Source organism: Paenibacillus ihumii, from assembly GCF_001403875.1.
Lineage (GTDB): Bacteria > Bacillota > Bacilli > Paenibacillales > Paenibacillaceae > Fontibacillus > Fontibacillus ihumii.
Map to the genome: position 1 here is coordinate 23,684 of NZ_LN884299.1, position 16,187 is coordinate 39,870.

General features: G+C 53.6%; 13 protein-coding genes. 4 read left to right on the forward strand and 9 right to left on the reverse strand.

The window, feature by feature from the left end; all coding sequences use genetic code 11:
• Position 1 precedes the first annotated feature (1 nt).
• Positions 2-1,315 (forward strand): glutamate-1-semialdehyde 2,1-aminomutase, encoded by a 1,314-nt coding sequence (locus BN2762_RS07970; RefSeq protein ID WP_055106508.1) that lies wholly within the window; start codon positions 2-4, stop codon positions 1,313-1,315.
• A gap of 202 nt (positions 1,316-1,517) precedes the next feature.
• Here the strand turns inward: BN2762_RS07970 and BN2762_RS07975 are convergent, their stop codons facing one another.
• The 8 genes from BN2762_RS07975 to BN2762_RS08010 form a co-directional block, all read right to left on the reverse strand.
• Entirely contained in the window at positions 1,518-2,819 is a 1,302-nt protein-coding gene (locus BN2762_RS07975; protein ID WP_055106509.1) for a stalk domain-containing protein, read from the reverse strand.
• Positions 2,820-2,911: 92 nt separating this feature from the next.
• Positions 2,912-3,163, reverse strand: a complete 252-nt coding sequence (locus BN2762_RS07980; RefSeq protein WP_055106510.1) for a hypothetical protein — start codon at positions 3,161-3,163, stop codon at positions 2,912-2,914.
• 59 nt (positions 3,164-3,222) lie between these two features.
• Complete coding sequence (locus BN2762_RS07985; protein WP_055106511.1) at positions 3,223-4,077, reverse strand: inositol monophosphatase family protein; 855 nt, start codon at positions 4,075-4,077, stop codon at positions 3,223-3,225.
• Positions 4,078-4,285: 208 nt separating this feature from the next.
• Positions 4,286-5,056, reverse strand: a complete 771-nt coding sequence (fabI, locus tag BN2762_RS07990; protein WP_055106512.1) for an enoyl-ACP reductase FabI — start codon at positions 5,054-5,056, stop codon at positions 4,286-4,288.
• A gap of 114 nt (positions 5,057-5,170) precedes the next feature.
• The gene (gene uvsE, locus BN2762_RS07995) at positions 5,171-6,172 is read right to left on the reverse strand and encodes a UV DNA damage repair endonuclease UvsE (RefSeq protein ID WP_055106513.1); all 1,002 of its coding nucleotides are present in this window, start codon (positions 6,170-6,172) and stop codon (positions 5,171-5,173) included.
• Positions 6,169-6,492, reverse strand: a complete 324-nt coding sequence (locus BN2762_RS08000; protein ID WP_055106514.1) for a hypothetical protein — start codon at positions 6,490-6,492, stop codon at positions 6,169-6,171. The genes uvsE and BN2762_RS08000 overlap by 4 nt, the downstream gene beginning before the upstream one ends.
• Positions 6,493-6,555: 63 nt before the next feature.
• Positions 6,556-7,653, reverse strand: a complete 1,098-nt coding sequence (locus tag BN2762_RS08005) for a D-alanine--D-alanine ligase (protein ID WP_055106515.1) — start codon at positions 7,651-7,653, stop codon at positions 6,556-6,558.
• A 66-nt stretch (positions 7,654-7,719) separates the two neighbouring features.
• On the reverse strand, positions 7,720-8,730 hold the full coding sequence (locus tag BN2762_RS08010; RefSeq protein ID WP_055106516.1) for an amidase domain-containing protein: 1,011 nt from the start codon (positions 8,728-8,730) through the stop codon (positions 7,720-7,722).
• A 210-nt stretch (positions 8,731-8,940) separates the two neighbouring features.
• On the opposite strand from BN2762_RS08010, the gene acnA reads away from it, so the two are divergent.
• From acnA to BN2762_RS08030, 3 genes are all read left to right on the forward strand, one after another.
• Positions 8,941-11,658 carry an aconitate hydratase AcnA gene (acnA, locus tag BN2762_RS08015; protein WP_055106517.1) on the forward strand — a complete coding sequence of 906 codons (2,718 nt, stop codon included), beginning with the start codon at positions 8,941-8,943 and terminating at the stop codon, positions 11,656-11,658.
• A gap of 1,576 nt (positions 11,659-13,234) precedes the next feature.
• The gene (locus BN2762_RS08025) at positions 13,235-13,639 is read left to right on the forward strand and encodes a GntR family transcriptional regulator (RefSeq protein WP_055109828.1); all 405 of its coding nucleotides are present in this window, start codon (positions 13,235-13,237) and stop codon (positions 13,637-13,639) included.
• Positions 13,639-14,736 (forward strand): DUF1648 domain-containing protein, encoded by a 1,098-nt coding sequence (locus BN2762_RS08030; RefSeq protein ID WP_055106519.1) that lies wholly within the window; start codon positions 13,639-13,641, stop codon positions 14,734-14,736. Before BN2762_RS08025 ends, BN2762_RS08030 begins: the two co-directional genes overlap by 1 nt.
• Positions 14,737-15,253: 517 nt before the next feature.
• Here BN2762_RS08030 and BN2762_RS08035 read toward each other — a convergent pair.
• Complete coding sequence (locus tag BN2762_RS08035) at positions 15,254-16,000, reverse strand: IclR family transcriptional regulator (RefSeq protein ID WP_055106520.1); 747 nt, start codon at positions 15,998-16,000, stop codon at positions 15,254-15,256.
• Positions 16,001-16,187 lie beyond the last annotated feature (187 nt).

A 16,187-nucleotide genomic window follows, 5' to 3' on the forward strand; every position in this document is an offset into this window, starting at 1 on the left:
CATGAACCGGATTCAATCAGAACGTTTATACGAAGAAGCTCTTCAGCATATCGTCGGCGGCGTCAACAGCCCCTCCCGCTCTTTCAAAGCGGTCGGGGGCGGGGCGCCCGTTTTTATGGCCAAAGCGGCCGGCTCCCACTTCTGGGACGTGGACGGCAACCGCTACGTCGATTATCTCGGGGCCTACGGCCCGATCATTACCGGACATGCACACCCGCATGTGACCCGCGCCATTCAGGATGCGGCGGCCAACGGCACATTGTACGGCACGCCAACCGAGCTGGAAATTACACTCGCCAAAATGCTGAAGGAGGCCATCCCTTCCATGGACAAGGTTCGCTTCGTCAATTCCGGCACAGAGGCGGTTATGACGACCATCCGCGTAGCCCGCGCCTATACGAAGCGCAATAAAATTATTAAATTTGCCGGCTGCTATCATGGCCATTCCGATCTCGTGCTGGTCGCCGCAGGCTCCGGTCCTTCCACGCTCGGCATTCCGGACAGTGCCGGCATCCCGACCAGCATCGCCCATGAGGTAATCACCGTTCCGTTTAATGATGCCGAAGCCCTTCAAGCCGCCCTGGATAAATGGGGCGATGACGTAGCCGCAGTGATGGTCGAGCCGATCGTCGGCAACTTCGGCATGGTCATGCCGAAGACAGGCTTCCTCGAGGAGCTCTGCAGACTTGCCCGGCAATATGGCGCACTCGTCATCTACGACGAGGTCATCACCGCCTTCCGCCTCCATTACGGCTCGGCCCAGACGTTTGACGGGCTAGCCCATCACGAGGCGATCCGGCCGGATTTGACGGCGCTGGGTAAAATTATCGGCGGCGGACTGCCGATCGGCGCCTACGGCGGCAGCAAGGAAGTGATGGAGCAGGTCGCGCCGCTCGGCCCGGCATACCAGGCGGGAACGATGGCCGGCAATCCGGCCTCCATCTCTGCCGGGATCGCCTGCCTTGAGGTACTGCGGGAGAAGGGCGTCTATCCGGAAATGGAGCGCCTGGCCGTCAAGCTGACTAACGGGCTGGCCGATGCAGCGAGCCGTTCCGGCATTCCGCTGACGATCAACCGCATTGCCGGAGCATTCTCGACGCATTTCTGCAATCATCCGGTAACCAATTATGAGGAAGCGCAGGATACCGACAGCGACATGTTCGCGGCCTTTTTCCGGGCCATGCTGAATCGGGGCGTCAATCTCGCTCCTTCCAAATACGAGGCCTGGTTCCTGACGACGGCCCATACGGACGAGGATATTGATTTCACGCTTGAAGCGGCGGAAGCTGCCTTCCGGGAAATCAGCGGCAAATAAAATACTCTGCAATACCTTAAGCAAATGGGAGCATATAAAAGTACCTAAATCATAAGAAGTACCTTTAAGCACATATAACTGGAGAAGGGCGCCTCGCACAATCAGCGGGGCGCACTTCCTCGTTTCTATGTTCAACGATTTTCGTTTATGTCCAACAATTTTCATTCTATGTTTTCGTTCTACGTTACTGAGATTTGAATTTTTATAAATTTATAAATACGGTTTTGGTCTTCTCGGAATACTGTACATCCAGCCCCAGCCCTTGCGCAAGCAAGGCCAGAGGCACGTAGGCTTTGGATTCCTGTCCGATCCTGTGCAGAAAAGCAGGACTGCTCGCAGCCACCGGTTCGCCGTTAGCGACGATACTCCCTGAGCCGATCGGGATGACGATCGTCCGTCCGCCGTAAGTCACCGTAGCCGTGCTGCTGTGACTATCCCATGCCGCTGAAGCCCCGATCGCTTCCGTAATGTCCCTAAGCGGCAGGAAGGTCTGATTCTGGCGCAGCACCGGAGCATGCGGCGTCTTCAGCTTCTCTCCCTTGACGATCACATGGACCGGAATACCCTCCTCCAGCGCATCGTTCATATGGTAGCTCCCCCAGACCTCCTCGGCCACGACCTTGGCAATCGCTTCATATCCCGCCTGGTTCGGATGGATATCTCCCCCGGGAAAAATATGCGTAAGCGCGATTTCCCGGCCCTTGAAGGCCTGCGCGACATGACCCGCCTTTACTTGCTTGCCATTGCTGGCATATTTGCTGACAAGCTCTTCGACCGCAGCGGTGAACGTATCCGCCGCGCTCTCCAAATATTTATAGGCCGAGCCGACGATCATCTTGGGCACAGGCTGGTATTGATCCATTAGTATAATTTGGGCACCCGGATTGATCAGCAGCAGATGATCGATGACCTCCCGGACGTTGATCGTGTAGATATCCAATAGCTCCCGCCCTTTTACCTCAAGCTCGTCCGCAGTATAGCTCTCAATCTCCGTAAGCAGACTGGACAGATCATTGCCGCCTATGGTGATCGTAATCAGGTCAGCCTGTTCCAGGGCAGCCCTGGTATCCGCTATCCCGGCGGCAAAGGCGGAGATACGCGGATCCGGCAAGCCGTGCTGGATCGCTTCAGGTCTAATAGCTCTGCCCTCCTGAATGGCGGATACATAGTTTTTCAGCCCGCTGCTGGTCAGCCCCAGAATCCCATAATTATGGACCTTCGTCCGCCCGTAATACAGTCCCTGCTCTCTAAGGCGTTCAACATAACCGTAAGGCATGCTTGACTCGTCCATGCCCGGCTCATAGCCTGCGCTGATCGAATCGCCCAGCGCTACAATATGGTAAGCCTTCTCCTCCATCTGAACGGCAATGCCCTGCTCCAGCACTTGATCCCCGTTCAGAGGACGAGAGGCGGCGGTCAGGCAATCCGTCGGAAAGCACAACAGCACCGCAAGCATAAGCAGACTGGCTGCCGAGCATCGCATACCTATTCTTCTAGCATACAATTGCTTCTCAACTCCTTAATATGCGCAGCCTGGCAAGCCAGGCTCAAAAGCCTGTCTCATGGCCTTGCTTTGCCGAAAATAAAGGCCCCGAATCACTCAGGGCCTTTTACGTCACGCGGTGTTCTCTTTAAATACTCGTCATATCGGCCATCGATTTCCTTTGCCATGCTGCGGTATTTCAACGTTTCCTCTACGATCGGATCTAGCTCCGTTTGGATGCGGATTTCGTACTTGTGAGGCAAGCTCTTGCGCGTCTCTTCCTGCCGCTCCTCCTCACTGCGTTCCTCGGCCTCGCTCAGCAGCTCGCTAAGCTCCTTCTCCAGCTTCTCGCGATCTTCGCTCATCCTGTGACACACTCCTTCATCCTGAAAATGCATTAAGGAATTACACCATCGAAATCAACTTACTGAATCCCCGTCGCGCCTGCCGCCTTCAGGGACTGCAGCAGCTCAGCGTGGATTTTGCCATTCGTGGCCACAAGGTGGCGCACGCCGAGATCATAAGGATTCCCCGACGTATCCGTTACGATTCCTCCAGACTCCTTTACGAGCAGAGCACCCGCCGCCACATCCCAAGCGTTCAGCCCTACCTCATAATACCCGCTCAGGCGGCCTGCTGCCACATAAGCAAGATGCAGCGCTGCGGAGCCTCCTGCCCGGATGCTGCGCGTCTGCAGAGCTAATGCATGAATGCCCTTCATATTCGTCGGCAGCGCAAAATTGCGATCCGGGTTGAAGCCAACGGCCACCACGCTTCCCGCTAGCTCCGCATCCTCCGATACCCGGGTCGGGTTGCCATGAACGTAAGCGCCTTTGCCCTTCTCGGCTACGAACAGTTCATCCCGAATCGGATCATAGATGACTCCGACAATGACCTCTCCGCGGTGAGCCAGCGCGATCGACACACAGAAAAAAGGAAAGCCGTGAACGAAATTCGTCGTCCCGTCTACTGGATCAACAATCCATAGATATTCCGACGATCTCGCCTTGGCCAGCGCAGCTTCCGAAGCGGCCGCTCCCGGCGGAACCCCTTCTTCTCCTAAAATATCATGATCCGGAAAATGAGTAAGAATGAGCTTGCGGATCATGAGCTCCGCTCCTTTATCTACATCCGTCACCAAATCCTGTGGGGATAGCTTCGTATCTAGTTGTTTAAACATGCCAAGCCTGCTTTTAATCCATTCCCCCGCTTTGGATGCGGAGTTGATCGCTACAGCCGTCGGACTTTTACTGCCCACCACGTTGTCGTTTGGTTCCACTAGATTTCACTCTACTTTCTATCTTAATCTTGTAAAACACCTCTTCTAAAACTATACGTCTTGACCACCTTAAAGTTGCATCCTTTTACCCCGTCCCGGCCTGATTCGGGCAGCTTGACCGGATCGCCCTTCCTTATGGAAAAAGCCCGTGGCCAAAGCAGGCATCAAGCCTGCTTCAGCAACGAACTTTCCTCATCCATCATCCTATTTATGCACCGACGATATTATAACCGCCGTCGACAAATATAACCTCTCCGGTAATGCCGCGGGAGAGATGGCTGATCAGGAACATCGCCGTATCGCCCACCTCCGCGGTTTCCGTCGTTCTGCGCAGCGGCGCCTTCTCTTCAACCTGCTTCAGAATCGAGTTGAAGTCGCTGATGCCTTTTGCTGCAAGCGTCCGGATCGGACCCGCCGAGATGGCATTCACGCGGATATTCTTCGGCCCAAGATCGTTCGCCAAATAACGAACGGAGGCTTCCAGAGCCGCCTTGGCAACGCCCATCACGTTATAGTTGCGCATAACGCGCTCAGAGCCCATATACGTCATCGTCATGATGCTTCCGCCTTCCGTCATCAGCGGCGCTAGGCGCTTCGACACGGCTACGAGCGAATATGCGCTGATGTCGTGAGCCAGCGCGAAGCCTTCGCGGGACGTATCCGCAAACTCGCCTGCCAGATCCTCCGCCTTCGCAAAGGCAATGCTGTGCACGACGCCATGCAGCACGCCGAATTCGCTCTTCAGCGACTCCGCCAGACGGTCGATTTCTTCATCCACTGTCACGTTGCAAGGAAGTATCAGTGAATCGGGAATCGTCTCAGCCAGCTTGCGGACCCGGCCTTCCACCCTCTCGCTCTCGTATGTAAATGCCAAGCGCGCCCCTTGAGCGGCCAAGCTCTGGGCAATGGCCCACGCGATGCTGCGATCGTTAGCGACACCCATAACGATAATATTTTTTCCTGCGAGTAAATCTCCCATAATCGAACATACCTCCAACTAAACGGTGTATTTTGTTATAGCCCTTACTTCGTTTGCTTCAACTTTTGTTCAACTTACCTTATTTTGCTGTCATTTTCAAGCAATAGCATGCCGTCAAGGCATAATTCGCACGCTGGCCTCGTCTAAAATTTCTACGCCATCCCCTTCATATTTGCGCAAATCCTCCATCAACGCAAATAGCGCCCCATCCTTCAGCTTCGCCTCCAGCATCACGTCGATCCGCTCGGTTATGGGCGCAATGGCCCGGAGAAAATCGAGCAGGGGCCGGACGGAGACATGGTCGGCATGCCCCCTGGGATCGCTGTCGCTCTTGGGGCTGGAGGCATGGATTTTGGGCGGCAGCGGGTCGGCGCTCGGGGAGTCGGCCTGGGCATACGGCGACTGCCACGTTTGCAGTATGCGGCGCCATAAATCCGCGGGCTGCTCTCCTTCGTTGTTCACCCATTGATGGTGAATATCGAGCGCCATCGGAATGCCGAGCGCCTCGCACAGCGCCAGTGTCTCGGGAGCGTTGAACGTCTTATCGTCGTTCTCGAACGTCAGGCGGCGCTTGATGCTGTCCGGCAGAGCGGACACATTCTCCCGAAAGCGCTCTGCGGCGGACGGCTTGTCTCCGTATGCGCCGCCGACATGGATATTGTTCTTCGCTCGTCCATCCAGCCCCATGGCATCCAGCATCGCCACATGATGCCGCAGATCGCGAATCGAGCTATGCAGCACTTCTGGACGCGGCGTGCTGAGCACCGTGAAATGGTCCGGATGGAAGGAGACGCGCATGCCATGCTGCCGGACGAAGTCCCCCACCGCTTGGAATTGCTCTTTAAGCGCCTCGTAAGGATTCCATTCGGACAGGGCGTCATGCGTCGCTAAGGGCAGCAGCTTCGAGGAGAACCGATATACCTTGATATCGTTCGCCTCATTATGCCGAAGGAGCCGCAGCGTGTTGTGCAAATTATCCGCTCCGATTGACTCCAGGCGGCGTACCGCTGCCTCACGGTCGGTTAGACTGCTGAACGTCTTATAAGTCATCGTCTTGGATGGAGATGCATTCTTAACGACCGTCGACATGGCCACGTAACCGAAGCGGGCAATCAAGCGTTCTCCACATCCCCGAAGAACATTTCATGCGCAAGCGCCGTCTGCACGGCCGCTTCCTGCTCTGTCAACTGGCGAACCAGCTGCAGCTCCACTGAAGTAACCTCTTCTCCATTAAAATTAATCTCGGAGACGCAGGCCGTAATTTTGACGATAGCTACGGCTTTGTTATCCGGCGAATAAGCAATGACCTTCTGTCCTGTCGGATAAACGCGCAGCCCTTCCTTAAGCATTTTGCCGCGCCCGTATTCCAGCAGCTCGTACAGCTCCTGCTCCTTCTTGAATTTGCATACTGAGTTGAATTCGGTTTGAAAGCCCATGGTTGATCTTCCTTTCCCTCATTAATTCCCGTCAAATCTGGCGAAAATAAATGAAATGTTGTATTACTGCAGACCGTTCTCGAAATTCAAGCTCTGTCTGGCTTCATAGCGTTCCAATGCCAGCTCAATCAGCCGGTCGAGCAGCGTCTCGTAGGAAACGCCCGTCTCCCGCCACAGCAGCGGATACATGCTGTATGGCGTGAAGCCCGGCATCGTGTTCACTTCATTGATCCAGACCGTCTGATCCGACTTCTTGACGAAGAAATCCGCCCGGCACAGCCCGTTGCCCGAAATCGCCTTGAACGCTTTGACCGCCAGATCGCGAATTTCTTCCGCAAGCTCCGTATCGATTTCAGCCGGAATTAGCATTTGCGATTTGCCATCCAAATATTTGGCCTGATAGTCGTAGTATTCGCTGGATGAGACGATCTCCCCCGGCACCGAGGCCATCGGCTCGTCGTTGCCAAGCACGCCGACCTCGATCTCGCGCGCGTCCACGAACTCCTCTACGATCACCTTCATGTCATAATGCAGCGCTGCAGCTATGGAAGACTGCAATTCCTCGCGCGATCTGGCTTTGGAAATCCCCACGCTGGAGCCCAGATTCGCCGGCTTCACGAAGCAGGGATAACCCAGCTTCTCTTCGATCTCCTGAATGATCGCATAGCTGCCCCGGCTCCACTCGGAGGCCGTGAAATAGCAGTACTTGCACTGGGCCAGCCCCGCCTCGGCGAACAGCTTCTTCATGACGACTTTGTCCATCCCTGCCGCTGAAGCCAGCACGCCCGCGCCTACGTACGGCAGGTCCGCCATTTCGAACAGCCCCTGAATCGTGCCGTCTTCGCCATACGTGCCGTGCAGCAGCGGAAATGCAACGTCAATGGAGCCCGTGCCGGTAGACAGCTTCTCAAACAGCATATTGATTGCTGCGGACGTATTCTGCGCCCCGTTCTCCAGCTTCAGCTCCTCCAAAGCCGCAAACGGGCCGGACAGCTTGCTTCCAACCCGCCATTCCCCGCACTTCGTAATATAAAAAGGGAGCACCTCGTATTTGTCATAGTTAAATGCCTTTGAAACCGCCAGGGCCGTTTGCAGTGATACTTCGTGCTCTCCCGATTTGCCGCCGTAAATCAATCCGACGGTGATTTTGTCTTGTCCCATGAGTAACCTCTTTCTTCGATCATCATAATAGTTGTTCAAACAATCATTTTCAAAAATCAATCATCTTCAAAAATAGTCCGCTATCCGAAAAAAGCGATACACGGTATTCTCGCTCCATGCGTATGAGTCCCGGTAGTCCCAATATCGATGCTTGCTCGGGGTCGTATGGGCGTTCACCAGCGGCATTCCGCCCGCATCGAACGCAGTGACGATCGTACTGTGCTGGTAGCTGCCGTCACCGTCCCAATCATAGATGATGACGTCTCCCAATTGGAGCTGCTCCGGTCTCTCCACGGCTTCAGCCCGAAGTCCCGATTTGCTGTAGGCCAATAGGCGCTCGAGGGCGTTTGCGACGGACCAGCTATAGCTCCAGGCCTCCCTACCCTTGATATATCCTTTGTACCACCAGCCTGTTTCTCTTTTTCCAGTATAGTTTATTGGAGCCCCTCCTGCAAAGAGACACTGGGATATATAATTGGTGCAATCCACTTCAAATGCGGCAAATTCCGGGTTGAATCCATCCCACCAGCGGTCGGCATAAAGGACGGCATCCTCGCGGCGGTACGGCGTGCTGCGCGAGCTGCGGGAGCCCAGCACCTGCGGGTTGAGGTACGGTTCGGGCAATTTTCCCTTGCCGGCACTTCCCCGGCTTTCCGCCTCCATCGGCAGCTTGAACGGAGCATGGCGCTCGCCAGCCGGCTGATCAATCCGTGTAATGACCCAGCCGCTCCCTTCCCGCTCCAGCGTCAGCCGCTGCCTGTCGATGATCTCTTCCTGATGGCGGGCGCCTCCCTTTTCATAATACGTCTTACGGGCTAATTGCAGCTCAACCTCGATCTGGTCGGGGCGATTGTCGATTTCCCGCAGCAATCTGGCCCGGGTCTCGCAGCGAAGCGGGGTTGCGCGCCTCTCCTTATACCATTCCTGAAGCCGGCGCTTGCGTTCTCCGCGGCGCTGCAAATATTCCAAATCAGTCACAAGGGCGCCCTCCTCCGCAGACTTGGGGCGATAGTCCACTTCATCCTGATTGTGCTGGTTCACATATAGGGATAACGTTCTTCTCCATTCATCGCTCACTTTGGAATCCCCTCCTCATCATTCCATTTATATGAAGGAACAGAAACGAGTATGTACCGGAATAATTACGCGGGACAAGCGCCCCAGGCCGCAAAAGAACAGGCGCCTTGCCAGCAAAAAGTACTTTACTCACAACAAGGAGGACGGTATACTAAATGTAGTGATAATTTTGAAATACCGTTTCATCTAGTGAAACAAGGAGGTACATTCATGTCAAAGAAGGATTTTTTCTCTGTTTCCCGCACCTTGGAAGTCGGCGGGAAGAACTACCGCTACTATGATCTGCAATTGTTGGAAGAGCAAGGACTAGGCCCCGTCTCCAAGCTGCCGTTCTCCATTAAGGTCCTGCTTGAAGCAGCCGTTCGGCAGTTTGACGGCAGAGCTGTTACCGAGGAGCATGTGAAGCAAATCGCCGGCTGGAGCCAAGGCCGCGATGAGAATAAAGAGATTCCGTTTATTCCTGCACGCATCGTTCTTCAGGATTTCACGGGCGTTCCCGTCGTCGTAGACCTTGCGGCTATGCGCGACACTGTGAAGAAGGCCGGCGGAGATCCTAAGCAGATCAACCCGCTTGTACCGGTCGATCTCGTTATTGACCACTCCGTGATGGTCGATGCCTTCGGTACGCCGGAAGCGCTGGAATACAACATGAAGGTCGAGTTCGAGCGCAATGAGGAACGCTACCGCTTCCTGCGCTGGGCGCAAACCGCCTTCAACAATTTCCGCGCCGTTCCACCGGCTACAGGTATCGTTCACCAGGTCAACCTGGAGTACTTGGCTTCCGTTGCCGCTACTAAGACGGTTGACGGCGAAACCGTCGTATTCCCGGATTCCCTCGTCGGAACCGACTCCCATACGACGATGATCAACGGTCTTGGCGTCGTCGGCTGGGGCGTCGGCGGGATCGAGGCTGAAGCAGGCATGCTTGGGCAGCCGCTGTATTTTGTTGCACCGGAGGTTATCGGCTTCAAGCTCGTCGGCAGCCTGACGGAAGGCGCGACAGCAACCGACCTCGCCCTCACCGTAACGCAAATGCTGCGCAAGAAAGGCGTCGTCGGCAAATTCGTCGAGTTCTACGGCCCAGGCCTTGCGAACATCAGCCTTGCGGACCGGGCAACCGTAGCCAACATGGCGCCTGAATACGGCGCAACGATCGGATACTTCCCGGTAGATGACGAGACGCTGGCCTACCTGCGCAGCACCGGTCGCTCCGAGGAGCAAATCGCGCTCGTCGAAGCGTACTATAAAGCTCAAGGCATGTTCCGCACGAGCAGCACAGCAGATCCTGAGTTTACCGATCTGATCGAACTGGATCTGGCCTCCGTGGTGCCTAGCCTTGCAGGGCCTAAGCGTCCTCAGGACCGCATCGAGCTGACCGATATGAAGGAGAACTTCAATGATATTATCCGCACTCCGATCGATAAAGGCGGGTACGGGCTCAGCGACGAGAAGATCAACCAGAAGGTTACCGTCAAGCATCCTGACGGCAGCACAAGCGAGCTCGGAACGGGAGCGGTCGTTATCGCCGCGATTACGAGCTGTACGAATACTTCCAATCCAAGCGTTATGATCGGTGCAGGATTGCTCGCGAAGAAAGCGGTCGAGCGCGGTCTTAAGAAGCCGGGCTACGTCAAGAGCAGCTTGACTCCAGGCTCCCTTGTCGTTACCGACTACCTGGAGAAAGCCGGACTCATCGATTCCTTCGAAGCGCTGGGCTTCCACGTTGCAGGCTACGGCTGCGCGACTTGTATCGGAAACTCCGGTCCGCTTCCAGATGAAGTGAGCGCGGCGATTGCCGACAACGACCTTACTGTAGCTGCCGTACTGTCCGGCAACCGGAACTTCGAAGGCCGCGTGCACGCTCAGGTAAAAGCGAACTACCTGGCTTCTCCGCCGCTCGTTGTTGCCTATGCCCTGGCTGGAACGGTAAATATCGATTTGCAGAACGATCCGATCGGCTACGATCAGAACGATCAACCGGTCTATCTGAAAGATATCTGGCCGACTTCCGCAGAGATCAAAGAAGCGATCGGTCTCTCCGTGAAGCCGGAAATGTTCCGCAGCAAATACGAGAACGTATTTACTCAGAACGAGCGCTGGAATGCAATCCCTGTTCCAGAAGGCGAATTGTATGAGTGGGATGAGAAATCCACTTATATCCAGAACCCGCCGTTCTTCGAGAAAATCGGCGACGGACTTCAAGACATCGCTGACATCCGCGAAGCTCGCGTACTCGCTCTGCTTGGGGATTCGGTAACTACCGACCATATCTCGCCAGCGGGTAACATTTCGCCTACAAGCCCGGCAGGCATCTACCTGAACGATCACGGCGTAGCCCGCAAGGACTTCAACTCCTACGGCTCCCGCCGCGGTAACCACGAAGTTATGATGCGCGGAACGTTCGCCAACATCCGGATTCGCAACCAGGTTGCTCCGGGCACAGAAGGCGGCGTAACGAAATATCTGCCTACGGATGAGCTGATGTCCATCTACGACGCCTCGATGAACTATCAGGCGAACGGACAGAACCTCGTCGTCATCGCTGGTAAAGAATACGGTACAGGAAGCTCCCGCGACTGGGCAGCCAAAGGCACCTATCTGCTGGGCGTCAAAGCGGTCATCGCGGAAAGCTTCGAGCGGATTCACCGCAGCAACCTGGTCGGCATGGGCGTTCTTCCGCTCCAATTCCAAGACGGACATGGCTGGAAGACACTAGGAATTGACGGCACGGAGACGTTCGATATTATCGGACTGAGCAATGACGTCAAGCCTGGCCAAGAACTGACCGTTGTAGCGACTCGCCAAGACGGCACACAGTTTGAATTTACAGTGACCGCCCGCCTCGACAGCATGGTCGATGTCGACTACTACCACAACGGCGGCATTCTGCAAACCGTACTGCGGCAAATGATTCAAGCCGGCAAGTAATTATAAATTATCTATTTGAGAAAATGTCCTGCCCGATTTCGGGTAGGGCATTTTTTTGATTAGAGAAGCGATCCTTAGGTCTGTGAGTCAATACTCTAGCAGCTTGACGTGACCACACATTACGATATTAACTTGAGTAACTTCTTAAATTAAGGAGATGCGTAAATGGTTACAAAAGACACACTCAGCGTCGCACTCGTACTCGTACCCACACTAATGTACGTACTCATACTCATGCCTATACTCATACTCATGCTCATGCTCATGCCTATACTCAACCTCCGTATCGCTGCGCTCGCCGATCCTTCGCGCCGAAACATCCCAACCCCGACCAGGCTGTCACAAAGGGCTGCGACAATTTAGGGATCGAGGGCCACATACGCACCGAATATTCACCATCACCCGCACCCTGAACAGAATAGTTCAAATACAACTGCTTTTATCGCAATATCTAAACTTATCTAACTTAATATAGTTAGGGGCGCTGAGGGTCGGTTGAGGCAAAATACGTGAACGGACCCAGAATCCGCTATTTGGCCAAAATAGGCTGAATTTGTATAGCTAACGGACTCAGATGCACCTATTTGTTCAAAAGGACCTAGAATACAATGGAAATTCACTAAATAAGGTCCCCTGTGTCCGTAACTTTGAGAAATGGACATAATATCGGCATATAGCGGCTTCTGTGTCCGTTATCAGATAGGAGTTGTCTTCTACCCAAAGATTAACAGCGTTTTCCCTACAACAGTCCTTTGTGCCAGGCACCGTGCGATTCTTTACTGTAGGCGGCCATTCAGTACAAGAGCTCGCAACAGTCTTTTCAACTAATGCAGCTTTATACCCAACAGCTTTGTGCGTTATAGCCCTTGCACATAGCATTCTTCACACCGCGCATAGTCCCTAGTGCGCGGTGTTTTCTGCATAACTGTGATCGATCGACCACATACTTCGCAGACGAGACTTTGAACAGAAGCTTCCTGTACCACAATAGGCTTTGCTTGCAATTGTCTTCACACGCGATTGACTTTCCACGTAACAGTCACACACACAATTGACTTTGAACACTATCATCTTCGCACACGATTGATTCTGCACGCATCTGTCTTCACGCACCTTAGGCTTGGCACGCAACTCTCTTTCCACGTAACTGTCTCGTACACGATTGGCTTTGCACGCACCTGTCCTCACACACGGTAGACTTGCATGCAGCTCTCTTCACACATAATTGAATGCCACGTAACTGTCTCGCACACGATTGGCTTTGCACGCATCTGTTCTCACACACGGTAGGCTTGCATGAAGCTCTCCTCACACATAATGTGACCTGCCACGCAACTGTCTCGCACACGATTGCTTTACACGTACCTGTCTTCACACGCGATAGAACTTGAATGCGATCGTCTGCACACGCGAATAGATAGATATTACATGCAACTGTCCTTATATCCCATTCAACCGAGCAGTTCAACAAAAACGAAACATCCATGTACCCGCTGATTTTTTTAAAATTACATTGCTTATATTTGATGTAACTGTTATATTAGATGTATAACAGATAGCAGATGGAGGTGTCATGTTGATCATTGAACTTGAAATGCAGTCGGATACCCCTATTTACACCCAACTGGTGAACCAGATCATCGAAGGCATTGCCAGCGGGCGGTTGAAGCTGGGCGAGCCTCTTCCCTCGGTTCGGAGTTTGGCCTCGGATATCGGCGTTAACCTTCATACTGTAAACAAGGCTTATACCCTGCTGAAGCAGGAAGGATATATTCAGGTGCATCGCCAGCGCGGTGTCGTTGTTGATCCGGACGGCATGCCTCCGGTAACGGAGGAATTCATGGCGAAGCAGCACAGTCAATTGAAGCCGATCGTTGCAGAAGCGATATGCCGAGGAATGGACAAACAGCAATTGCTGGATTTGGTAGAACAAATCCATAAAGGAATCGCAGAAACTGACAACGAAAAGGAGAATGGATAATGCCGATTTTATTTACACTTATGCTAGTGTTCATGTTTATTCCCATTGTAGTCTCCCTCGCTTTCATGCCCTACTTAACGAGAGAGACGGTAAGCTTCGGCATTTCGGTCAGCGAGGAAACCTTCCGCAGCGAGCCCCTTCGCCGAATGCGCCAGCGGTACGCGGCAATCAGCCTCGTTGTGTACATCCCGCTGCTTATTGCGGGGGTTTACGCTGCCATGCTGGGCAACTCGGCGCTTCAAGGCGCTTTGCTTGGGGCCCTTATCAGCTTAATCGTGCTGATATCGATTGCGCTAAATCTGGTATTTCATTTTAAAATGAGAAGGATCAAAGCATCCCTTCCTGCAGCGGCCAAAGAAAAAACGGTCATTGCCGTCGATACCTCCTTCCACCGCCGGAAGCTGGTTCTGTCGAACAAATGGTATATCATCCATGTAGGCTTGACATTGATCAGCGCTGCCGCAGCGCTCTTATACTACGATAGAATTCCCGAACAAATCGCGTTGAAATTTGATATGCAGGGCAATGTCATTAACAGCGCGGCAAAATCCTATGCTACCGTATTATTCCCCAACATCATGCAGCTGCTGATTATTGCCTTATTTATCTTTGTGAACTGGAGCATCCTGCGGAGCAGACAGCAGCTTAGCGCCGGTAACCCGGAGCATTCCGTTCGGCAAAATACGATCTTTCGCCGCCGCTGGTCGATATTTACTATGTTATCTGGCCTGGCCATGGTCAGCCTGTTCTCGTTCGTTCAGTTGAATATGATCTATCCGCTAGAGAGCAGCATCGTCATGCTTGTCAGCCTGATCATCCCGATCTTCGTCGTTCTTTTTGCCATCGCCCTCTCCTTTACGACCGGCCAAGGAGGAAGCCGGGTTGAACGGCCAGAGTCTGGGTCTCCGGTTCAGCCTGTCAACGATGACGCTTACTGGAAGCTCGGCGCCATTTACTATAATCCAAACGACCCTTCATTCTTCGTAGAAAAACGAGTCGGCATTGGCTGGACCATGAACTTCGCCCATCCGATGATCTGGTTCGTGCCGCTAGCCATCATCCTCTCCATTGTTCTTGCTGTTTTTCTTGGCACATAACGCTAGGCGGCACCTAGCACAAGCGAAGCTGGCACAACCGATAAATACTGTAATTTACTAGCGGCGCGACACGCGGAAATTTATTTAGCTTCCTGCCTAACACAGCAAACGCATACTGTAGTTATCAAGAAAGGAGAGGCCTTATGGCCTCTCCTTAAACATGGTTCCCATCACGCAGATAACAGCACAGGACAATGCAGTCACTGGCCGACGCCTGCAGCGTGCTACCACTAGAAGCACCATCTATGCGTACAGGTGCAATACATACACATACAAGATGCTTACACACCGAAAGGAGCAGTACAACACTAGATGCTTCACACCAACAGGAACAATACATACAAACGCTAATGCTTACACGTCTACAGAAGCAAGTACTCCAACTAAACGATTACACACCTACAGAACCAGTTCATCCCAACACTAGACGCTTGCCCCTCTGCAGCAAGAGCAGTACATGCAGCACTTGGTCACAGCATACGTCCTGACTGACCAGCCACATGTAAGCTATTACAGGCTAAGCATGAATCATCATGCCCATATCCCGGGCAGCTTCAATCAGCACAGGGCCGAACTCAATGAGCGTCTCCGGCGACAGCCGACTGACCGGCCCCGAGACGGACAATGCGGCGGCAACCTTGCCGTTTCGGTCGAAGATCGGGGCGGATACCGCCGCAGCCCCTGGCTCGCGTTCCTCATAGCTTGTCGCGAAGCCAAGCTGCCGAATATCTTGAAGCTGAGCCACGTACTGGGCCTTATCTACGGATGCGGGCCAATCCGGACTATCCAGCACAGCTTGCAGCACGGATTCGTCGGCATAGGCGACGAGCACCTTGCTCGAGGCCCCGACATACAGCGGCAGCCGCGCGCCGACCGCAGCGACCCTGCGGATGGCCTGATTGCTCTGAACCGCCTGTATTCTGAGCCGGTCCGTACCATCGCGCAAATACAGACTGACGGTCTCCCCGAGCCGGTCGCGAAGCTGCTCCATTTGCGGCAGCAGCAGAACAGCCGGATCGTCGCTTTGCGATAAATGCGCGGACAGCTCCCATATTTTCAGCCCTAGGCGGTATTTCTCCGTAGCGTTATCGCGAATGACGAAGCCCTTCTCCTCCAGCGTCGTCATCAGACGATGCACCGTGCTTTTGTGCAGCCCGATGCTGCTGGCGATTTCCGTTAAACCAAGCTCCTTCCCCTTCGTAAAACACATTAGTATATCAAGCGCTCGCTCAACCGCGCGCACAGTTAATTTACGGTCTTCCATCCGACCTCACCTCTCAATAGTTTCACTACGTGAAACGTGGTTACATAAATTATATGTAATCCATTCTCAATCGTCAATGCGCTAGCATGCGCTTTATCACACTATCATTGACTTTATAAAAGCTGTTGCCGTACGATGATTTTATAAGATTCGCCCAGTTTCGACACAAACTACAAAATGAATTCAA